19 protein-coding genes are annotated in these 21,917 nt (G+C 57.7%); 6 read left to right on the top strand and 13 right to left on the bottom strand.

Annotation, left to right across the window (positions count from 1 at the left end; genetic code table 11):
- Positions 1–12: 12 nt before the first annotated feature.
- The 5 genes from infB (at position 13) to pnp (ending at position 6,581) form a co-directional block, all read left to right on the top strand.
- Positions 13–2,523, top strand: a complete 2,511-nt coding sequence (infB, locus tag O3C79_RS18990) for a translation initiation factor IF-2 (protein WP_494384355.1) — start codon at positions 13–15, stop codon at positions 2,521–2,523.
- Between the two features lie 10 nt (positions 2,524–2,533).
- Positions 2,534–2,950: a 30S ribosome-binding factor RbfA gene (rbfA, locus tag O3C79_RS18985; protein WP_010325157.1), complete on the top strand. Its 417-nt coding sequence runs from the start codon at positions 2,534–2,536 to the stop codon at positions 2,948–2,950.
- A 5-nt stretch (positions 2,951–2,955) separates the two neighbouring features.
- A complete protein-coding gene (truB, locus tag O3C79_RS18980) occupies positions 2,956–3,906 on the top strand; it encodes a tRNA pseudouridine(55) synthase TruB (RefSeq protein ID WP_494384354.1) in 951 nt (316 codons plus the stop codon).
- Positions 3,907–4,015: 109 nt separating this feature from the next.
- Positions 4,016–4,285 carry a 30S ribosomal protein S15 gene (gene rpsO / locus O3C79_RS18975; RefSeq protein WP_010325155.1) on the top strand — a complete coding sequence of 90 codons (270 nt, stop codon included), beginning with the start codon at positions 4,016–4,018 and terminating at the stop codon, positions 4,283–4,285.
- A gap of 193 nt (positions 4,286–4,478) precedes the next feature.
- Positions 4,479–6,581, top strand: coding sequence for a polyribonucleotide nucleotidyltransferase (gene pnp, locus O3C79_RS18970; RefSeq protein WP_010325154.1), 2,103 nt, complete (start codon positions 4,479–4,481; stop codon positions 6,579–6,581).
- A 225-nt stretch (positions 6,582–6,806) separates the two neighbouring features.
- Here pnp and O3C79_RS18965 read toward each other — a convergent pair whose 3' ends face one another.
- The 3 genes from O3C79_RS18965 to rsuA are packed head-to-tail and all read right to left on the bottom strand — an operon-like array spanning position 6,807 to position 9,221.
- The gene (locus O3C79_RS18965; RefSeq protein WP_010325153.1) at positions 6,807–7,475 is read right to left on the bottom strand and encodes a YciC family protein; all 669 of its coding nucleotides are present in this window, start codon (positions 7,473–7,475) and stop codon (positions 6,807–6,809) included.
- A 14-nt stretch (positions 7,476–7,489) separates the two neighbouring features.
- Positions 7,490–8,530 (bottom strand): class I SAM-dependent methyltransferase, encoded by a 1,041-nt coding sequence (locus tag O3C79_RS18960; RefSeq protein ID WP_494384353.1) that lies wholly within the window; start codon positions 8,528–8,530, stop codon positions 7,490–7,492.
- Position 8,531: 1 nt separating this feature from the next.
- Positions 8,532–9,221: a 16S rRNA pseudouridine(516) synthase RsuA gene (rsuA, locus tag O3C79_RS18955; RefSeq protein WP_494384352.1), complete on the bottom strand. Its 690-nt coding sequence runs from the start codon at positions 9,219–9,221 to the stop codon at positions 8,532–8,534.
- A gap of 123 nt (positions 9,222–9,344) precedes the next feature.
- On the opposite strand from rsuA, the gene O3C79_RS18950 reads away from it, so the two are divergent.
- Positions 9,345–10,187 carry a 6-carboxytetrahydropterin synthase gene (locus tag O3C79_RS18950; RefSeq protein ID WP_494384351.1) on the top strand — a complete coding sequence of 281 codons (843 nt, stop codon included), beginning with the start codon at positions 9,345–9,347 and terminating at the stop codon, positions 10,185–10,187.
- A gap of 71 nt (positions 10,188–10,258) precedes the next feature.
- Here O3C79_RS18950 and O3C79_RS18945 read toward each other — a convergent pair whose 3' ends face one another.
- The 10 genes from O3C79_RS18945 to dksA all read right to left on the bottom strand — a co-directional run bounded on the left by O3C79_RS18945 (position 10,259) and on the right by dksA (position 21,704).
- The gene (locus tag O3C79_RS18945; protein WP_494384350.1) at positions 10,259–11,440 is read right to left on the bottom strand and encodes an acetyl-CoA C-acetyltransferase; all 1,182 of its coding nucleotides are present in this window, start codon (positions 11,438–11,440) and stop codon (positions 10,259–10,261) included.
- Between the two features lie 239 nt (positions 11,441–11,679).
- The gene (gene panC / locus O3C79_RS18940) at positions 11,680–12,519 is read right to left on the bottom strand and encodes a pantoate--beta-alanine ligase (protein ID WP_494384349.1); all 840 of its coding nucleotides are present in this window, start codon (positions 12,517–12,519) and stop codon (positions 11,680–11,682) included.
- A gap of 2 nt (positions 12,520–12,521) precedes the next feature.
- Complete coding sequence (panB, locus tag O3C79_RS18935) at positions 12,522–13,316, bottom strand: 3-methyl-2-oxobutanoate hydroxymethyltransferase (RefSeq protein WP_494384348.1); 795 nt, start codon at positions 13,314–13,316, stop codon at positions 12,522–12,524.
- Positions 13,317–13,365: 49 nt separating this feature from the next.
- Entirely contained in the window at positions 13,366–13,845 is a 480-nt protein-coding gene (gene folK / locus O3C79_RS18930) for a 2-amino-4-hydroxy-6-hydroxymethyldihydropteridine diphosphokinase (RefSeq protein WP_494384347.1), read from the bottom strand.
- 3 nt (positions 13,846–13,848) lie between these two features.
- Positions 13,849–15,327, bottom strand: a complete 1,479-nt coding sequence (gene pcnB, locus O3C79_RS18925) for a polynucleotide adenylyltransferase PcnB (protein ID WP_494384346.1) — start codon at positions 15,325–15,327, stop codon at positions 13,849–13,851.
- Between the two features lie 520 nt (positions 15,328–15,847).
- Entirely contained in the window at positions 15,848–17,230 is a 1,383-nt protein-coding gene (locus O3C79_RS18920) for a sigma-54-dependent transcriptional regulator (RefSeq protein ID WP_010325144.1), read from the bottom strand.
- Positions 17,227–20,181, bottom strand: coding sequence for an ATP-binding protein (locus O3C79_RS18915; protein ID WP_494384345.1), 2,955 nt, complete (start codon positions 20,179–20,181; stop codon positions 17,227–17,229). Before O3C79_RS18915 ends, O3C79_RS18920 begins: the two co-directional genes overlap by 4 nt.
- Positions 20,171–20,347, bottom strand: a complete 177-nt coding sequence (locus O3C79_RS18910; protein ID WP_494384344.1) for a hypothetical protein — start codon at positions 20,345–20,347, stop codon at positions 20,171–20,173. Before O3C79_RS18910 ends, O3C79_RS18915 begins: the two co-directional genes overlap by 11 nt.
- Position 20,348: 1 nt before the next feature.
- Positions 20,349–21,230, bottom strand: a complete 882-nt coding sequence (gluQRS, locus tag O3C79_RS18905) for a tRNA glutamyl-Q(34) synthetase GluQRS (protein WP_494384343.1) — start codon at positions 21,228–21,230, stop codon at positions 20,349–20,351.
- Between the two features lie 42 nt (positions 21,231–21,272).
- Positions 21,273–21,704: an RNA polymerase-binding protein DksA gene (gene dksA, locus O3C79_RS18900; protein WP_010325140.1), complete on the bottom strand. Its 432-nt coding sequence runs from the start codon at positions 21,702–21,704 to the stop codon at positions 21,273–21,275.
- Positions 21,705–21,917 lie beyond the last annotated feature (213 nt).

The following is a 21,917-nucleotide window of genomic DNA, read 5'->3' as shown; positions in this document are numbered from 1 at the left end:
GAGAACACATATATGGCAGAAGTAACCGTAAAGCAACTTGCCGATGTGGTTGGTGTATCCGCTGAGCGTCTGCTGACGCAAATGCAGGAAGCCGGCATCAACGGCAAGAAAATCGATTCCAAAGTGTCTGAAGACGAGCGTCTTAAGCTGCTCAGCCACTTGAAGCGCAGTCATGGCGAACAGTCTGACTCTGCTGAACCGAGCAAGATTACCCTGAAGCGCAAAACGCGCTCACAGCTGAAAATTTCCGGCGCGTCCGGCCAGCGCAAGACGGTCAGCGTTGAAGTACGTAAAAAGCGTACTTATGTGAAACGTTCTGTTCTGGAAGACGAAGCCAAGCCGGCTGAAGTGGAAGCAAAACCGCAGGTAGCTGAAACACCGGCAGCTGAACCGGTCGCGAAGGCAGAAACACCTGCTGCGACTGAAGCAGCGGCTAAACCGGCAGCCACTGAAGCTGCACCGGTAGAAGCCAAGGCTAAGGCAGCTGCTGCACCGGCCGCTCAGCCTGAGGCTGCACCGGCTCCGGCTCCGGCTCCGGCACCTGCTGCAGAACCGGCGGGCGATAACCCGCGTCGTAAGAACAAGGACAAGGAACGCACTCGTCGCAAGGACCAGGATGATGATCGTCCGCGTCGCGGCAAGGGTGCCAAGGGCAAGGGTGGTCGTGATGACAACCGTCGTGGCAAGCTGAACAAGCGTGCCGGCGCCGGTCGTGGTGGTCGCAACACACCTAACCAGCATGGTTTCGAGAAGCCGACAGCACCGGTTGTTCATGAAGTCAGCGTTCCGGAGAGCATCACCGTGGCCGATCTGGCCAAGAAGATGTCCGTGAAAGCGGCTGAAGTGATCAAGGTGATGTTCAAGATGGGCGCCATGGCAACCATCAACCAGGTCCTGGATCAGGATACTGCCGTACTGGTCGTTGAGGAAATGGGCCACAAGGCCAAGGCGATGCAGGAGAACGCAATCGAGGACGAACTGCTCGAAAGCGTACAGGCGGTTCAGGGCGACCAGGAAGAGCGCGCTCCGGTTGTTACCGTTATGGGTCACGTTGACCATGGTAAAACATCCCTGCTCGACTACATCCGTCGTACCAAGGTTGCCACTGGCGAAGCGGGTGGTATCACCCAGCACATCGGTGCTTACCACGTGGAAACCGAAAACGGCATGGTCACTTTCCTGGATACTCCGGGGCACGCGGCCTTTACCGCCATGCGTGCACGTGGTGCTCAGCTGACCGATATCGTGGTACTGGTAGTTGCGGCTGACGATGGCGTGATGCCACAGACTGAAGAAGCTGTTCAGCATGCCAAGGCAGCGGGCGTTCCGCTGGTCGTTGCGGTCAACAAGATCGATAAGGAAGAAGCGGATCCCGATCGCGTCAAGAACGAACTGGCGCAGCGTGACGTTATTCCGGAAGACTGGGGCGGTGACGTTCAGTTTACCCACGTGTCCGCCAAGAGCGGCGAGGGTATCGACGAACTGCTGGAAGCGATCCTGCTGCAGTCTGAAGTACTGGAACTGAAAGCGGTTAAAGACGCACCGGGACAGGGCGTTGTGGTTGAGTCTCGCGTCGACAAGGGGCGCGGCTCCGTCTCCACGCTGCTGGTTCAGAACGGTACCCTGAAAAAAGGCGATATCGTACTGGCAGGTCTGCATTATGGCCGTGTTCGTGCCATGCTGGATGAGAACGGTCAGCCGATCGATTCCGCCGGCCCGGCTATCCCGGTCGAGATCCTCGGCCTGGACGGTACACCGGATGCAGGTGACGAGTTCACCGTGGTATCCAGCGAGAAGAAAGCTCGTGAAGTGGCGCTCTTCCGTCAGGGTAAATACCGCGAAGTGAAACTGGCGCGTCAGCAGAAGTCCAAGCTGGAGAACCTGTTCGAAAACATGCAGGCCGGCGATGTGAAGTCGCTGAACATCGTCCTGAAAGCGGACGTGCGTGGTTCTCTGGAAGCGATCATCCAGTCTCTGGAAGACCTGTCCACCGACGAAGTGAAGGTGAACATTGTCTCCAGCGGTGTTGGCGGTATCGCCGAGACCGATGCCAACCTGGCGCTGGCATCTTCTGCTATCCTGGTCGGCTTCAACGTTCGTGCGGACAATCAGGCCAAGGCCGTGGTTGAGCGCGAAGAGCTGGAGCTGCGTTACTATAGCGTCATCTATGACATCATCGATGATGTAAAACAGGCAATGACCGGTCTGCTGTCTCCGGAATACCGCGAAGAGATCGTTGGTATTGCTCAGGTACGTGACGTCTTCCGTTCACCGAAGCTGGGCGCGATTGCCGGTTGTATGGTTACCGAAGGTACCGTATACCGTAACAAGCGTATCCGTGTACTGCGTGACAACGTGGTTATCTACGAAGGCGAGCTGGAATCCCTGCGTCGCTTCAAGGATGCCGTCAGCGATGTCCGTCAGGGCATGGAATGTGGTATCGGCGTGAAGAACTACAACGACGTGAAGGTCGGCGACCAGATCGAAGTGTTCGACACTGTTGAAGTACAGCGTACGCTGTAATCGGAGCACTATGGCACGCGATTTCAAACGAACTGACCGGGTAGGGGACCAGATCCAGCGTGATCTGGCCTCCCTCATCCAACGCGAAATCAAGGACCCGCGTCTGGGCATGGTCACCATCAGCCACGTCAAGGTGAGCAAGGATCTCGGCTATGCCGATGTCTACTTCACCGTGATGGCCTTTGGTGAACAGACCGATGAGACGCAGGCAGAGGCGATTAAAAACGCCACTCAGGTTCTGAACAACGCGTCCGGTTTTCTGCGCACCGAGCTGGCCCGTGGCATCAAGCTGCGGATCATGCCTCAGCTGCGCTTCCACTTCGATGAAAGTGTGGAGCGTGGCCGTCACCTGCATGGCCTGATCGAAAAGGCCTGGCAGCAGGAAGCTCAGCGTGCGGATGAAGATGAAGACACTAACGGGAACTGACCACTATGGCCCGTAAACCGAAAGGCCGCTCAATCAGCGGCCTTTTTCTTTTGGACAAACCCCAGGGGCTGTCATCCAACTCGGCACTGCAGCGGGTCAAGCGCCTGTACGGTGCTGCCAAGGCGGGGCACACAGGTGCGCTGGACCCATTGGCGACCGGCTTGCTGCCGGTGTGTCTGGGCGAGGCGACCAAGTTCTCCCAGTATCTGCTGGACTCGGATAAGCGCTATCTGACCACGGCTAAACTGGGGCAGCGTACCGATACCTGTGATGCTGAAGGCGAAATCACCGAGGAAAAGCCTGTTCCTCATGACCTGACGCCTGAGCAGGTTGAAGCCTTGTTGCTGGAACACTTCAGTGGCGAGATCGAGCAGGTGCCGCCGGTGTACTCGGCGCTCAAGCTTAATGGCCAGCCGTTGTACAAGCTGGCACGCCAGGGTATTGAGGTCGAGGTGAAGCCGCGCCAGGTACGCATTCACGAGATCAAACTGCTGGCGCTGCGCGAAGATGAAGTGGACCTGGAAATTTTCTGTTCCAAGGGCACTTACATCCGCAGCATCGTTGAAGATCTCGGCTTGCTGCTGGGCTGTGGCGCTCATGTCACTGTACTTCGACGTCTGCAGACTGGGCCGTTTCATGCCGATCAGATGATGACGCTGGAACAGCTGCAAAGTTTGGCTGAACCCCGTGCGGATGAGGCTGAAAACAGCATACATCAGCGCCTGGATGCGTTATTATTACCGGCTTGGAGTCCGGTGGCTCAGTTGCCGGCTCTGGAGTTGACCGCAGAGGAAATGGACCGCATGCGTGTGGGGCAGCGTTTCCGCGCGGCCAACGCGGGTTCACTCAGTGGTGAACTGCGTCTCTTCAATGAGGGGCAAACCGAATTTATGGGTATCGGCGAGATCGGTACCGATGGGGTGCTGCGGGCCAAGCGTCTGGTCAGCACCAACTGAATTGTTCGGCTCAAGGGCCGACTGACGCTGTACTGAAAATATGCTCGGTGCAGCGCGACTATCAATCCGCAGTCCTCTGGATTGTGTGCATATTAACCAGGAGATAAACATGGCTCTTTCTAACGAACAAAAAGCAGCAATCGTAGCTGAATTCGGTCGTGGCGCTGGCGACACCGGTTCTACCGAAGTACAGGTTGCGCTGCTGACTGCGAACATTGAAGGCCTGCAGGGTCACTTCAAATCGCACAAGCAGGATCACCACTCTCGTCGTGGTCTGATCCGCATGGTAAACCAGCGTCGTAAGCTGCTGGACTACCTGAAAGGCAAAGATGCCGACCGTTACCTGGACCTGATCGGTCGTCTCGGTCTGCGTCGCTAAGCAGTACCCCTCTGAGGCCATACACTGTATGGCCTCAGTTTTATCAGCTCTTTATCCAAACCCCGCAAGCGCCGACACAATCATCCAGCCTGTACTCACTTATCCACTGCCACAGTGAATAACTGAGTACCGGCTTACAAAGAGGAATGGTTGGTCAGCAGGCGGGATAGACTCAAACCAAGGAGTTTTTATCGTGCAAGCGATTAGCAAAACATTCCAGTTCGGTAAACACGAAGTCACTATCGAAACCGGCAAGGTTGCCCGTCAGGCGACAGGTTCTGTCATGGTTTCCATGGCTGGCGTGCAGGTTCTGTGTACCGTTGTCGGTGCCAAGGAAGCACGTGAAGGTCAGGATTTCTTCCCGCTGTCTGTTCACTACCAGGAAAAGTACTACGCGGTTGGCCGTATCCCGGGTGGTTTCTTCAAGCGTGAAGCGCGTCCGTCCGAGAAGGAAACACTGACCTCTCGTCTGATCGACCGTCCGATCCGTCCGCTGTTCCCGAAAGGTTACATGAACGAAGTACAGGTGATCTGTACTGTCATGTCTGCTGACAAAGTCAACGATCCGGACATCGCTGCGATGATCGGTACCTCTGCTGCACTGGCCATCTCCGGTATCCCGTTCCTGGGTCCGATCGGCGCTGCACGTGTCGGTTTCACCGAAGATCAGGGCTACATCCTGAACCCGACCTTTGAAGAGCTTGCAACCTCCGAGCTGGACATGGTTGTGGCGGGCACCAACGACGCCGTGCTGATGGTTGAGTCCGAAGCTCAGGAACTGACAGAAGACGAAATGCTGGGCGCTGTCCTGTTCGCACACCAGGAAATGCAGGTAGCCATCAACGCTATCAACGAACTGGTTGCTGAAGCTGGCAAACCGAAGTGGGACTGGCAGCCGGCCGCCAAGAACGAAACCCTGATTGCCCAGGTTCGTGAGCTGGTGGGTGAAGGCATTGCCGCTGCTTACCAGGTTGCTGACAAGATGCAGCGTCAGGGCGCCCTGTCTGACCTGCGCAGCAAGGCTGTTGAAGCGCTGTCCGGTTCTGAAGAAGGCCAGCCGTCCGATAAGGAAGTGGCCGGTATCTTCAGCTCACTGGAAAAAGAGATCGTACGCAACCGTATCATCGACGGCCAGCCGCGTATCGACGGTCGCGACAACAAGACTGTCCGTGGTATCGATGTTGAGATCGATATTCTGAAAGGCGTGCACGGTTCTGCCCTGTTCACCCGTGGTGAAACCCAGTCCATCGCCACCTGTACCCTGGGTACCAGCCGCGACCAGCAGATCATCGATGCGCTGGAAGGCGAGCGTAAAGATCCGTTCATGCTGCACTACAACTTCCCGCCGTACTCCGTCGGTGAAGCTGGCCGTATGGGTGCGACCGGTCGTCGTGAAATCGGTCACGGCCGTCTGGCGCGTCGTGGTGTTGCCGCGGTTCTGCCGACGCAGGAAGAGTTCCCGTACACCATCCGTATCGTATCCGAGATCACTGAATCCAACGGCTCCAGCTCCATGGCCTCTGTCTGTGGCGCGTCCCTGTCCATGATGGACGCGGGTGTACCGCTGAAGGCGCCGGTTGCCGGTATCGCCATGGGTCTGGTGAAAGAAAACGATCGCTTTGCCGTCCTGACCGACATTCTGGGTGACGAAGATCACCTGGGCGACATGGACTTCAAGGTTGCCGGTACCGAAGCAGGCGTAACTGCGCTGCAGATGGATATCAAGATCACCGGTATCACCGAAGAGATCATGGAAATCGCGCTGGAGCAGGCGCACGAAGCGCGTAAGCACATCCTCAAAGAGATGGCCAAGGTCATCGGTTACGCGCGTCCGGAACTGCCGGATAACGCACCGGCGATGCAGCTGCTGAAGATCAACCCGGAAAAAATCCGTGACCTGATCGGTAAAGGCGGCGCGACTATCCGTGCGCTGACCGAAGAAACCGGCGCCATGATCGACATCGAAGATGACGGTACTGTCCGTATCTACGCTGACGACAAGGCCAAGGGCAAGGCTGCACTGGATCGCGTGACTGCGATCACCGCTGAAGCCGAGATCGGCAAGATCTACGAAGGCAAGGTTGTTCGCATCGAAGAGTTCGGTGCCTTCGTGAACATTCTGCCGGGTAAAGATGGTCTGGTTCACATCTCCCAGATCGCCAAAGAGCGTGTCAACAAGGTCACTGACTTCGTCAACATGGACGACGTGATCAAGGTTAAAGTCCTCGACGTTGATATGCGTGGCCGCATCAAGCTGTCCATGAAGGACCTGGAAGCGGACGACGCCGTTTCCTGATTCTGATGCAGTAAGTCTACACGCTACATCCAGCCCCTGACGGTTCGCCGCCAGGGGCTTTTTTGTATGCCGCGGGCGCATGGATGCGCAGGAGCGGCGCTGTACATGGGCGTAATTATGTCGCGTATGGGCCAGAGTTGGCCTCAGGGCAACCATGATTAAAGGCTGGCGGGAATTCTGGGGGAGAAAAGCGCAGCCACCCGTGGCAGCCGCGCAGAAGGAGAATCAGGCGGGACGATCGCCTTCTTTCATCACGCAGTAGAGGCGGTAGGCGAAAATGGTGGGCACCACGCCCAGGAACTGGATCACCAGGGATACCAGCATCATCAGGTCCTGCTGTTCGTTCAGCATCTGGCCCAGGGTCAGTTCGATGGCCAGCAGCAGGCCGATGATCAGGGCCAGGCCCTGGAACAGCGGCCAGAAAAACTCCTTGGTGGTATTCCAGCTGGCGCTGATGGACTGAAGCGGGCCCTTGCCCTCCATCACGCAATAAAACTCGGCAAATGCCAGGCGGATGCCGATATAGATACCGGGCACGATAAACAGCAGCAGGCCGCTGGAAATGGCCAGGGCGGTGAGGATATAGGTCAACAGCAGGCGTCCCCAGCATGCCAGCCCCATCACCAGTGCCTGACCGACACCGAGCGGCTCTCCCTGCAGCACTGAGCGCAGGTAAAGCAGGGTCGCACCCCAATAGACCGGCATCAGTGCCAGGTCGAGAGAGGAGCTGATGAATATACTGTGTCGGATCTGGTCGGTGTCCGTATCGATACCTTGCAGCAGCTGGTACTGCACAATGCTGACCAGAGCCAGAAAGGGAATCTGTATCAGAGCCAGCTTGTTGGCATGGTTACGAAAGAAAAACAGGCTCTGACGGAGATAGTCTAAAGTCATGTGTCTCTCGGTGTTCAAGGGGTGAGTGGGTGGCGCAGCCGGACCAGTTTGAACTGGCCGTTATCGGCATGCAGCTGAATATCACGGAAGAGTCCCTGTGCCTTGCGCTCCAGCGGGATATGCTGGTTGACCACAAAGAAGGCGGTTCCGTTCCGGTCGAGTAGTCTTTGTGCGGCCTTGAGGAAGCGGTCGGTCAAATCGCCATCAACGGCGAAGCCACTGTGGAACGGCGGATTGCACAGCAGAGTGTTAAACGTCCCGCTCACCTGGTCACCGGCATCGGAAGCCAGAACCTGAGCGTTCAGCCCTGCCTGGTCCAGGTTGTAGCGGCAGGCCTTCAGTGCTGCTGCATTGTTGTCAGTGCAGACCAGCGTGCTGTCGGCGCCACAGGCATTGAGTGCGAGGTAACCAAAGCCACAGCCCAGGTCCAGTACCGAACCTGTCAGCGGAAGTGACTGGCCCAGCATTTCGGGCAGCTGCTCAATGAGAAAGGCACTGCCGCGGTCGATCTTGTTCCAGCCAAACAGGCCGGGTTTGGAAAAATACGGCTGTCGAGTGTCTTCACAGGCAGGGCGCAGCTCGGTGTAATCCTGGTCGGGAGGGCACTCGCCGGTTTGCTCCGCGCGCACAAGGTCGGCCCGCCAGCTGTCACCACCGAGTTTCTGCTCCTGTCGCTCACTGGCCAGGCAGGTTGCGGCCTTGCGAACATAGGTGCGAATGCCTTCGCCTTTTTCACCCAGCAGGGTAAGGGTACCACCGGGTTTGAGCAGGCGGCTGGCACCGCTGATCAAGTAATGCACCACCGGTTTTTCCTTGGATACGCGATACAAAACCTGGTCGTACTCGCCAGCTGGACAGCCAGACAGGTCAAAGTCACTGAACTGTGCCTGCCAGCCGATGGCTTTAAGCCGCTCGATGACGTCAAAGCGATTACCAATCACGTCGATATCCTGCCGGGCACTCAGGCTCAGCTGGATATTCTCATCCACTAGCCAGAGGGTTTTGCCACTGGCCTGACGCAGGCACTGGTTGAGTTCGCTTGAGATCGGGTCCATATCAGATACTGGCTACCTCGGCCTCGGTCAGTTCACGGTATTCACCGGGTTCCAGCATCTCGTCCAGTTCAATTGCGCCGATACGCTCGCGATGCAGCGCTTCGACCTTGTTACCCAGAGCCGCAAACATGCGCTTCACCTGATGGTAGCGCCCTTCATGCAGACATACGCGGGCTTCGAATTCGGACAGGATCTCCAGCTCGGCCGGTTTGGTGCGTTCCTTCTCGCCATTAAGCATCAGGCCGTCGGCAAACTTGCGGACGGCTGATTGGGCAATGGGGTCGACGGTAGTGACATGGTAAACCTTGCCGGTCTTGTGATTGGGCGAGGTGACACGGTGTGCCCATTGGCCATCGTCGGTCAGCAGGACCAGACCGGTGGTATCCACATCCAGGCGCCCGCAGATATGCAGACGTTCAACCCGTGGCATCTCCAGCAACTCCAGTACGGTTGGATGGGTCGGGTCTTCGGTGGAGCAGACCAGTCCTTCGGGCTTGTACAGCATCAGATAACGGGTACGAGGCGCTTCCAGTGGCATGCCCTGGAGGCAAACCTGGTCATCTTCAGCTATCTTGCGCGCAGGGTTGCGTTCGTGTTCGTCGTTGACACTGATTTCACCGGCGTGCAGAAAGCGTTTTACTTCCTTGCGCGAGTAGTCGGTGACGCTGGCAATATATTTATCGAGTCGCATGTGAACCTGAACGTCATTCAAAACGTCTAGTATATAGTAGCTGCCGGATTGACCACAGGCCGTCATGAAAGCCCGCAAGGGATCCGCTAAAATACTCCTTCGAAACCAACAGATGAGGTGGCTGTGAAGCTTTTTGTCGATAACCTGACCCATGTGGATTTTTCCTACCTGCACCCCGAGCGCGGGTTGCTGGGTGAGTCCTGGGCCGTGAATCTGGTGCTGGATGGCAGTCTGGACACTCAGGGCATGATCTGTGACTTCGGCGTGGTCAAGCGGCGTGTAAAGCAATGGCTGGATGACCAGGTTGACCACCGTCTGGTGGTACCGGCGCAGATGGAGCGCCTGACGCTTGAGCAGGATCAGGGCCGTACCCGAGTAGAGTGGCGTTACCCCAGTGGCGAGCGTTTTATCTGCGACGCCCCGGAACAGGCCATTGCAGCCGTGCCGTTGGCGGAGATTGATGAGCTGGGGCTGGCCCAGTGGTGTCGTGACCAGTTGCTGGCGCTGTTCCCGGATCAGGTGCGCGGTGTCGATCTGGCGTTCGTGCCGGAATCAATTGATGGCCACTTCTACCACTACAGCCATGGCCTGCAGCAGCATGATGGCAACTGCCAGCGTATTGCCCATGGCCATCGCTCTCGCATCGAGATCTACCGCAATGACCAGCGTGATGAAGCGCTGGAAGGGATCTGGGCGGAGCGATTCCGTGATATCTATATCGGTACCCGCAGCCACCTGCAGGCTGAATCAGCCGAGGAGCATCACTACGCGTATACCGCGCCTCAGGGTGACTTTGAGCTGATCCTGCCGGCATCGGTGTGTTACCTGATCGATACCGAGAGTACGGTGGAGCAGATCGCTGCGCACCTGGCGGCGCAGCTTCAGTCCGAGTATCCGCATGACCGTATTATCGTGCGGGCATTTGAAGGAATTGGCAAAGGCGCAATTGCCGGCGATATTGCCTGAGTTAAACCCCAGGCTCAGAAACGCAAACAGCCGCCCTTGGGCGGCTGTTTTGTTTTACGGCGCAGACTATATCAGTCGCGCTCAATTGCCAGAGCAGTACCCATGCCACCACCGATACACAGAGTGGCGAGGCCTTTCTTGGCGTCACGCTTGATCATCTCATGCACCAGGCTGACCAGGATACGGCAGCCGGACGCGCCGATCGGGTGGCCCAGTGCGATGGCGCCACCGTTCACATTGACCAGGTCGGTGTTCCAGCCCAGGTCCTTGTTAACGGACATGGCCTGAGCTGCGAAGGCTTCGTTGGCTTCAACCAGTTCCAGATCGTTGATGCCCCAGCCCGCTTTTTCCAGAGCCTTGGTGGTGGCGCAGATCGGGCCGGTACCCATGATGGCCGGATCAACACCGGCAGAGGCGTAGGCCTTGATGCGAGCCAGCGGCTTGAGGCCCAGTGCTTCGGCTTTCTCAGCCGAGCAGAGAATCACAGCGGCAGCACCGTCGTTGATGGTGGAGCTGTTACCTGCGGTAACAGTACCGTCTTTTTTGAATGCCGGACGCAGCTTGGCCAGCGCATCAGGGGTGCAACCGAAGCGTGGCTGCTCGTCGGTATCGAATACAACCGGGTCGCCCTTGCGCTGCGGGATGCTCACCGGAATGATCTCGTCCTTGAAACGGCCGGAGGTGACAGCGGCTTCTGCCTTGTTCTGGGAGGCACTGGCAAAAGCGTCCTGCTCTTCACGGGTGAAACCGTATTTTTCAACAATGTTCTCGGTGGTGATGCCCATATGGTAGTTGTTGAAGGCATCCCAAAGACCATCGGTGATCATGGAATCGATCATTTTCCAGTCGCCCATGCGCGCACCGTTGCGCGAGTTCGGCAGCAGGTGGGGAGACTGGGACATGCTTTCCTGTCCACCGGCAATGATTACATCGGCATCGCCGCAGCGAATCGCCTGAGTGGCCAGCTGCAGGGCCTTGAGACCGGAGCCGCACACCTTGTTGATGGTCAGCGCGGGAACTTCCTGAGGAATGCCGGCATTGATCAGCGCCTGGCGCGCCGGGTTCTGGCCGCAGCCAGCGGTCAGTACCTGACCCAGAATAACTTCATCGACTTCGGCCGGGTTCAGACCTGTTTGCTCCAGCAGCCCTTTCAGGACGGTGGTACCCAGAGTTGCAGCGGTAAGGGAGGAAAGTGAACCATTGAACGCACCCACCGCTGTACGACCAGCGGCAACGATTACAACATCGCGCATAGTAAGTGTGCCTCTTTCATTCTTCTCGAGATTAATTCCTGTGGTCATGCTAGCGCCGGAACGTGACCGCACTGTTGCATGACATGTACTGCACACAGGTGACCGGGCCCTGAATGGCCGCGGGGTCCTTTCGAGTCTGCGCGAACAGGGCGCAGAATGTCAATAAGACCTATAGAGGCTGGGGATAATGGAGGCCAGCGGAACGGCTGGCCTCCTGAAGTGGCAGGGCGTGTGTTTGATCAGACTTCGATATTGTCGATCAGGCGAGCCTTGCCAAGGTGTGCGGCGGCCAGAATCACCAGTTCGTCACCGGGCTGAGCCGGCTGCAGGCTATGGCGATTGAGAATGCGGTAGTAGTCGCGGCGGAAACCGGCGGCTTCCAGTGCGGCCTGGGCGGATTCTTCCAGTGACGCGAAGCCCCGATCACCGCTCTGGATAGCGGCTGCAGTTTGTTGCAATGTTTGCTGCAGCAGAGGCGCAACCCGAAGCTCGTCGTCGGTCAGGTAGCCATTGCGCGAGCTCAGTGCCAGGCCGGTATCGGCCCGTACAGTGGCGACACCCAAGATCTCCACCGGCATGCAAAGGTCAGCAACCATGCGGCGGATAACCGCCACCTGCTGGTAGTCCTTGAGGCCGAATACGGCGATATCCGGTTGCACCATGTTGAACAGCTTGCACACGACGGTAGTGACGCCACGGAAGTGACCCGGACGGCTGGCGCCGCAGTGCAGATCTGACAGAACCTGGACTTCAACCAGCGTCTGTTGTTCCTGGCTGTCAGGGTAAACTTCCGATACCGAGGGCGCGAAGACCAGATGACAGCCAACTTTCTGCAGCTGCTGCTGGTCCTGCTCCAGGGTGCGCGGATAGCTGTCCAGATCTTCGTTGGCGCCAAACTGCAGCGGGTTGACGAAGATACTGGTGATGACAATATCAGCCTGCTGCAGGGCAGTTTCAACCAGCTTCAGGTGGCCCTGATGCAGGTTGCCCATGGTCGGGACCAGCGCGATGCGCTTGCCGGCACTGCGGTGCTGCGCAACAGCGGCGCGCAGCTCCTTGATGGTATGTAACGTCTGCATGATTAATCGAATCCGTGTTCCTCGGCCGGGAAACGGCCGTCGCGAACCTGATCACCATACTGTTGCAGGGCATCCTGAATGCTGTCGGCGTCGGCCATGAAGTTCTTTACGAACTTGGGTGTGCGGCCGGCGGTAATACCGAGCATATCGTGCATCACCAGTACCTGTGCATCGGTATGCGGACCGGCACCAATACCAATTACCGGAATATCCACATTGCGGGTGATCTCTTCGGCCAGCAATGAAGGCACGCATTCCAGTAACAGCATGCTGGCGCCGGCATCTTCCAGCGCTTTGGCATCTTCCAGCATTTTAAGGGCACTGTGCTTGTCACGGCCCTGGACACGATAGCCACCCAGCTTGTTAACGGCTTGCGGGGTCAGACCCAGGTGGGCACAGACGGGCACGCCGCGTTCGGCCAGCAGGCTGACGCTTTCGCACAGCCAGGCATCGCCTTCCAGTTTGACAATCTGGGCACCAGCCTGCATCAGGGCAGCTGCGCTGTCCATTGCCTGTTCCGGTGTGGCATAGCTCATGAAAGGCAGGTCGGCCATGATCATGGCGCCCTGGTTGCCGCGGGCAACGCAGGCGGTGTGGTAGGCCATCTCTTCAACGGAGACGGGCAGGGTGCTGTCCTGTCCCTGCAGTACCATGCCGAGGGAGTCGCCCACGAGGATCATCTCGATTCCGGCGCTGCTGACCTGGTGCGCGAAAGTTGCGTCGTACGCGGTCAGGACGGCAAATTTTTCACCCGCCTGTTTACGGGCGCTGAGGGTATGCAGCGTGATGTTACTCATAGCCTTCTCTTTTTTATCGTTGAGATGCCGATCAGCTCGGCTTGCGCGATTATAGCGATATCTTTTCCAGTGTGCCCAGAGGACAAAGGTCCAGATGTTGTTGCAGTGCGGAACCATCCGGGAGCTTCAGCTCCGGTGCGATCTCGGCCAAAGGCCAGAGCACAAAGTTACGTCCCAGCATCCAGGCATGAGGCACGATGAGGCGTTCGGTCTCGATTACCTGGTTGTTGTACAGCAGGATATCCAGATCCAGGGTGCGTGGCCCCCAGTGGATCTTGCGTACCCGCTGATGTGCCTGCTCAATGGCCTGCAGGGCATCCAGCAGCGGCTCGGGTGCCAGTTCGGTTTCCAGTGCCGCAACCGCATTGATGTAGTCCGGTTGTCCGGCCGGGCCTACGGGGTCGGAGCGATATACCGATGACTGGGCAATCAGTTCGGTCTGTGGCAGCTGCTGCAGCTCTTTTAGCGCATCCTGAACCTGCCGCAAGGGGTTGTCCAGATTGCTGCCCAGTCCTATAAAAGCACGCATGAATCAGTCGTCCTGTTTCGGCGCATTGTCAGCCGCAGGCTTGCGGCGGCGCGGACGGCGACGGCGTTTGCGACGAGGGCCTTCATCCCGCTCCTGAGGCGTCATCTCGCGACGCGAAACGGGATTGGCCGCCTGGTAGTCGGTCCACCATTGGCTCAGGCCATCCAGGTCTTCGCCGCTGTTTTCACGCAGCAGCAACAGATCGTAGGCAGCCCGGAAGCGCGGCTGCTCCATTAACTGATCGGCTTTCTTGCCATGACGGCGCGGCAGGCGCAACTGAAGTTCCCAAATCTCACGTACCGGTGTGGAGAAGCGGCGCGGAATGGCGGTGTGTTTCACCTGTTCTGCCAGTACCTGGTTCGCGGCTTCATGCAGGCGCGGCACCGGCGGCAGATCGGTTTCATCTTCCAGTTCCTGCATGCGGCGTTGCAGCGGGTACCAGAGCAGAGCTGCAAACAGGAAGGCAGGTGTGACGCTTTTGCCCTGGGCCAGGCGGCGGTCGGTATTACACAGCGCGTTCACCACCAACGTTTCGACCGGATAGTCTTCATCATCCAGGGCTTCGTCGGTGAGCGGGAACAGGTACTGGAACAGACCGAAGCGTCTCAGCTGGCGAAAGGACGCTTCGCCATGGCCGCTTTGCAGCAGCTTGAGGACTTCATCAAACAGGCGGGCAGGGGCGACATTGCGCATCAGTGGTGCCAGTTCGTGAATGGGGCGGGCCGTGTCGGGTTCAATTTCAAAGCCGAGTTTGGCCGCGAAGCGGGCGGCACGGATCATGCGGACGGGGTCTTCGCGGTAGCGCTCGGAGGCATCACCGATCATGCGCAGGCAACGGTCCTGAATATCACGATAGCCGTTGGCAAAATCGATCAGGCTGTGGTCCTTGGCGTCGTAGTAGAGTGCATTGACGGTAAAGTCACGGCGCAGTGCATCTTCTTCGATGGTGCCATAGACATTATCCCGCACAATCATGCCGGTATCGGCGGTGCGGGCATTGTCCTTGCCTGCCATGTCATGGTTGTGCGAGGCACGGAAGGTGGCTACTTCAATAATTTCACGCCCAAAACGCACATGCAGCAACTTGAAGCGTCGGCCGATCAAGCGGCCACGGCGAAACAGTTCTACAGCCTGTTCCGGGTGCGCAGAGGTAGCAATATCAAAGTCCTTGGGTTGCTTCTGCATCAGCAGGTCGCGGATACAGCCGCCGACCAGATAGCCTTCGTAGCCGGCGTCTTCCAGGCGATACACAACCTTCATGGCGTTATCGTCCAGGCGACGGCGAGGGATCTGATGCTCGCTTTCCGGGATGACACGACGTGTGCCCAATGGCAGGACTTCGTCTTCCTGAATGGCGGAATCGGCGGCAGGCTGTTCAGCAGCAGCTGGGTTGCTGTCGGCCTTTTTGGTGCGGCGCAGCAACAGCACGATGATCACGGCTGCAGCCAGCAACGCGATCGAAATTACAACGGTGTTCGACATGAGTAATGTTGTGTCCCTGTCTTTAACTGGTCACGGATGACGCATCATACCACCTGGGTCGGTGCTCGCATAAGGTCGTTCAATTGGGGTATGAAATTTGAAACAGGGCAGGAGGGGGAGATTGGGGGGTGTCGGTCGCGAAGTGACAACGTAAAACTTAGCTTGTTGTTTTTGTTCCTAAGAGCACTGTTTGGGGAGCGCTGCTTGTCACTTCTACGACCGACTAAGCCTCATTGTTATTTTTATTCGAGGCAAGTCACTCATCCACCTGATCTATTTTTATTTTTATTGATGACCAGATTTTTGGGTGTCGTTGTTGTTGTTCTACTTCATATAAAGCATGGCACGTGCCAACTTTTGTAACTATCTGTTTTTAAAGGATATCGGTTTTTTGGTCTAGTCCTTTTGGCCTAAAAACGCACAAGAGTGTTACCTAAATCTACGACTTTTGTGCTGCGCCTGGGTAGTAAGGTAACAAGCTGTGGGAGTGTTACCCCCACCCGCACACTCGGGGCCAATCTTAGCCCTTGGGCTTGCGTGGGATGCCAAGTTTCTGGCGGCGTTCCCACAGACTTTTACGGCTGATACCCAGCGTCTTGGCCAGCTCGGTTTCACTCATGGTGTCCTGGTTCTCCAGCACAAAGCGCTGAAAATAATCATCCAGAGACAGATCAGTGCGCGACTGTTCGCGCGGAGCCTGGACCTCAGGCTGAGGCGTATAGTGCGCTTCCAGCTCAGACAGGCTCTGTGGCTCCACTTCTATACCGAGCAGGTCGGGAGTAATGCGGTCGCATTCTGCCAGAATGACCGCACGCTCGATGGCATTTTCCAGCTCACGGACATTGCCGGGCCAGGGGTAGCGGCGCATCAGCTCAAGAGCATCCGGCGTGAAACTCAATTGCTCGCAGCCCAGCTTTTCGCCCTGCTTGGCCAGAAATGCGCGGGCCAGTTCCAGAATATCGGCCTCACGGTCGCGCAGGGGTGGCATGCGCAGTTCCATGACATAAAGACGGTAATAAAGGTCTTCACGAAACTCGCCATTGCGGGCCCGGTTTTTCAGGTCACGGTGGGTGGCGGCAATCAGGCGTACATCCACGGTAACCGGCTGGACGGCACCCACGCGGCGAATTTCACCTTCCTGCAGAAAACGCAGCAGGCGGGCCTGGGCTTCCAGGGGCAATTCGCCAATCTCGTCCAGGAACAGGGTACCGCCGTCAGCCGCCTCAATCAGACCGCTGCGGGCACTGGTTGCGCCGGTAAAGGCACCTTTCTCGTGACCAAAGAGTTCGGATTCGATCAGTGTTTCAGGAATGGCGGCACAGTTGACGCACACCATCGGCTTGTTGGCACGGCCGCTTTGTTCATGAATGGCGCGGGCGGCGAGCTCCTTGCCGGTACCGGACTCGCCCAGAATTAAAACAGTAGCATCAGTACGTGCGACCTTCTGGATGCGGCGATCCAGTTCCTGCATGGCACGGCAGGAGCCGATGATCTGGGTCTTGCCATCCCCGCTGTCAGCAGGAGGTGGTGCAGACGGATCGGCATCGGCAATCTCTTTCTGCTGCAGAATCGCTGCCACTGTCTTGAGCATCTCGTCATGGTCGAACGGCTTGGCAATATAATCCACAGCGCCCAGCTTCATGGCGTCCACGGCGGATTTAAGGCTGGCATAGCTGGTCATGATCAGGACAGGTACATTGCTGGCCATACCGATCAGGTCGGTGCCGGGTGCGCCGGGTAGACGCAAGTCGGAAATGATCAGGTCAAAGTTGTCCAGACTGAAACGTTCGGTGGCGTCACTGACGGATTCGGCATCGCTGATGTCATAGCCGTTTTTTTCCAGCAGTCGTTTTAACGCCGAGCGAATAATATTTTCGTCTTCGACAATCAGAATTCGATTCATCCGGACAAACCTTCCTCATCTGCCGCCGGTGCCTGCTGAGCAAGGTTGTCGCTCTGCAGCCGGGGTAAGGTGATAACAACCCGTGTGCCTTTGTTCTGTTTCTTGTTGGCCGGACTCAAGATTTCGATATTACCATAGTGCTGGGTAATGATGTTGTAGACCAAAGGTAGACCCAACCCTGTTCCTTTGCCCGGCTCCTTGGTGGTAAAGAAGGGTTCAAACAGCTGTCCTTGCAGTTCTGGTGGTATCCCGGAGCCTTCATCGGTGATCAGCACACGCACACTATGGGTATTCAAATCCGCCTCGATGTGGATCTGGCCGTTCTCCTCGGAGGCATCGCTGGCGTTGTTGAGCAGGTTAACGAATACCTGCAACAGCAGTTGAAGGTCACCGGGGATCAGCAGGTCGGCCTGCACGCGGTTATGGAATTGCTGTTGGCGGCCGCGGCGGTCCAGCGACACCAGGTGAATGGCTTCAGCCAGGCAATCGTGCAGGTTGACCGGCTCAAAGTGCTCGGGGCCTTCCTGCCGCCCGGTATGGGCGAAGCGCACCAGTGACTGTACGATGCGGGTAATGCGGCGGGTTTGGTCCACAATCTGGTCGCCGGTGGCCAGAATCTCGGGCTCTTCGGTTTCCAGTTTCAGGTTCTGGGCCAGGCAGGCGATGCCGGTGACCGGATTGCCGATCTCGTGAGCAACGCCCGCGGCAAAGCGACCGATGGAGGCCAGGCGTTCACTGTGAGCCAGCTTGCGTGCCAGTAGCTGGGTCTGAGTCTCGTCTTCGATCAGCAGTACCATGCCCGGATCGGGGGCGTCATCCAGAGGTGCCTTGTGCAGGCTGAACCAGCGCTGTGCACCCTGGAGTTCAATTTCCTTGCCCTCCAGATGCAGTTCGCTGGCATCAGCAAAGTCATTTAATAACTCATCCCAGGGTGCAGGCAGCTGTGCCAAGTCGATGCCCAGTGCCGCCTCGGTGCTCAGGCCCGTGTATTGTTCCATCTCGGCATTCCAGAACAGGATGCGATGCTGGGCGTCGATTGTGCAGGCCCCAATCGGCAGGCGTTGCAGGGTAGCGCGATGATAGCGCCTTAGCTGATCCAGCTCTGCCGCCAGACCTGACAGACGCTGGTCGTAGGTTTCCAGTTGCTGCTCCAGCAGGTGTACATTGCGGGCCTTGAAGCCCGAATCCAGGCTTTCATCCAGCGGCTGCAACAGGGTAGCGGCTTCTACCGGGCCCAGCAGGCCTGACAGGTTCTGCTCCAGTTGGGTACGCAGGCGCAGGGTGTCCAGAGGCTTTAGCTGTCCTGCTGGCAACTGCAATTCTCGCAAGGCACGGCGTACCTCGCGTCGAGCCGGCTTATCTCCCAGGCGTGGACTCAGGCGGACAATAAAATCATTGTCGCTTTCGACCCGGATCTGGCGTTCGGTGGGGCCGGGCAGGGCGTTCAGCATGCAGGCATCGGCGGCGGCACGTTCCTGGCGGCTGCCGGGAAAAATCAGCGAGCCCAACACCAGCATGGCAATATTGGCCGTTAATGACAGCAAGGCAGCGCTATGGCTATCACCTGCCAATGGGCTTTCGGGGGTATCCCCCAGCAAACTCAACCCCATCATCGGCAGCAGCAGGCCCTGTGCCCAGACAACAAAGCCTGCAGTCAGGCCAAGCAGGAAGCCATTGCGGCTGGCGCGTGGCCAATACAGCGTGGCCAGTACGCCGGGCAGGAACTGGAGAAAACCGATAAAGGCCAGCAGGCCCAGCTGGTTGAGACTGAAGCGGTGGCCAATGAACTGGAAGAACAGATAACTGCCCAGCACCAGACCGAGAATAATCAGGCGACGAATCCACAGCAGCCAGGCATAAAAGCGCACATTATTGGGCACGCGAACCAGCGGCAGCACTACGTGGTTCTGCAACATGGAAGCCAGGGCGACGGTGGCGACGATGATAATGCCGCTGGCGGCGGATAGCCCGCCAATGAACGCAAGGGTACTGAGCCAGGGCAGTTCCAGCGCCTGTCCCAGCTGAAGCACCAGGTATTCCGGGTTGATCAGCGCCTGGGTTTTGACGGCTGCCCACAGAATCGGCAGTACCGCCAGTGCCAGCACCAGTAGAAACAGTGGCACACCCCAGCTGGCGCGATACAGGCTTTCCGGTGGCAGGTTCTCGGTAAAGGCGATCTGGAACATGTGGGGCATGACAAAGGCACAGGCAAAAAAGGCCAGCAGCAGAACCTGCCAGTGATCGCTTTGTTGCTGTTGTTGCAGCGTTTCCAATTGTGCGGGATTGCTCTGTAACCAGTCAGCTAATTCGGCGGGGCCGCCCAATACAAAGAAGAGGGCATAAACCGCAATGGCCACCAGAGCGACCAGTTTGATCAGCGACGCCAGAGCGATAGCAAATACCAGGCCGTTATGACTGTTGCGCAATGAGGCGTGGCGGGCGCCGAACAGGATGCTGAACAGGGCGATGACCACACAGAACACCGCCGCTGCATGCGACGAAGATACCTGTGGGTTGAGCATGGGCAGGGAGTCGGCCAGTGCCTGAATCTGAATCGAGATCAGCGGCAGACTGATAAACAGTGTCAGCAGGGTGGTGAGTGTCCCCACCCTGCCGCTGCGGAAACGGAAGGAAAACAGGTCGGCCAGCGAACTTAGCTGGTGCCGCCGGGTGATACGCATAATCGGTATCAGTACAACCGGTGCCAGCAGGAATGCGGCCGACGCACCTAGATAGGACGATAGATAGGCAAAGCCGGCATTGTGGGCCAGGCCAAAAATGCCATAGAAGGTCCAGGCGCTGGCAAATACGCACAGAGCCAGTACGTGTACGGCCGGATGGCGGGTCAGACGGTCGGGCAGCAAACGGCGTTCCGTCAGCCAGGCGACCCCGAACAGGGTCAGCAGGTAGCCGCAGCCCAGTACTAATAAAGCCGAGAGTTCAAAGTTCATGGTGACGTTGGCGCCATTCAGCCAGTGCGACCAGGGCGATCAACAGGCCCCAGATAATAAAAGGTGTCAGCCAATGATGGTTGCCAAACAGCCACCAGTCCATCAGGCCGGGAAATAGCAGCAAGGTGCCCAGTGCAACCAGCAACAGCAGGCGGTGTCGGTGCATTTCATTCCTCTCCCTGTGGCAGGCTGAGCACAGCCGGTACCCTGGCAATGTGCCAGTGTGCGATGGCCCATTGCAAGAGTTCCTCGGTGGTGGCAGCTTCCAGCTCCGCCGGAGGGGTCTGTCCCAGTAGCCTCAGGGCCCTTAAGAGCAGGTGTTGGCGTTCGTGGCCGGCAATCGCCGGTGCCAGATTCTGTTTGCTCAGCTTTTGGCCTTCGGAGTTGGTGATTACCGGAATATGCGCATAGCTCGGTTGGGCATAGCCCAGATGAGACTGCAGCAACAATTGATGCGGTGTCTCGTCTATCAGGTCGCTGCCGCGCAGGATATCGGTGATGCCCTGTTCCGCATCGTCTACTACTACAGCCAACTGGTAGGCAAAGAGGCCGTCGCGGCGAAAAATCACAAAGTCGCCCTGGTGCCCCTGCCACTGATATTCACGTCGTCCCTGGATACGGTCTTCAAAAAACTGTGCCCCTTCGGGGTGTGTTACCCGGAAGGCGCAGTTGTCCAGTGATGCTGGCGGATGTTGCAGGCAGTAACCATCATAGCCCTGGGCGCCACGGGTGCGCAGCTGCTTGCGACTGCAGTTACAGGGGTAGGTGAGGTTCAGCTGGCGTAATTGTCCCAGTGCTTCCTGATAGAGAGTGTGGCGCTGGCTTTGATAGACGACGCTACCGTCCCAACACAGGCCGAAGGCTTCAAGCGTTTTCAGGATATGCGTGGAAGCGCCGGGTTGTTCCCGGGGTGGGTCCAGGTCTTCGATACGAACCAGCCAGCGACCCTTGCGGGCGCGAATATCGAGATAGCTGGCCAGTGCTGCCAGCAGCGAGCCGAAATGAAGAGGACCGGTTGGCGAAGGCGCGAAACGTCCGACAGGTTGCACGAGGCGGGAGAGCAGAGGGGCGTTTGCACGCCCCGGCCGGTCTTAGCGACCGATCTGCTTTTCCTTGATTTCGGCCAGGGTCTTGCAGTCGATGCAGAGGGTAGCAGTGGGACGTGCTTCCAGACGGCGGATGCCGATCTCTACACCACAGGCTTCGCAGAAGCCGTAGTCATCTTCATCGATGCTTTCGAGCGCTTCGTCGATCTTGCGGATCAGCTTGCGTTCACGGTCACGGGTGCGCAGTTCGAGGCTGAATTCTTCTTCCTGGCTTGCACGGTCACTGGGATCGGCAAAGTTGGAAGCTTCCTCTTTGAGATGGGTGATGGTGCTGTCGACCTCTTCCATCAGCTCGCGTTTCCATCCCAGCAGGATTTTGCGGAAATGCTCTTTCTGCGCTTCGTTCATGTACTCCTCGCCGGTATCCAGCGGGTAAGGTTCAAAGTGCATGAACTGTGTATCAGTTGTTTTAGGCATTTGGCGCAGCCTCACGTCATTGGGGGTCCAGACCAGTCGAAGCCCGACTGCCTCGGGTCCGGCGCCCCTGATAAGGAACACTGGTGCATTGAAAGCGGGTGAAAGTACCAGAACCCCACCCTTTAGGCTAGACCCGCTTTGGCATTTTGCCATCTCGATTGATGTTGGACAGCGGCGGGGTGGGTACAGTTTCGACCAATGTCGATATACTGG

Source organism: Marinobacterium sp. NO-S09 (genome assembly GCF_059179545.1).
The sequence above is the reverse complement of the archived record's forward strand: the minus strand, read 5'-3'. Positions and strand labels throughout refer to the sequence as shown.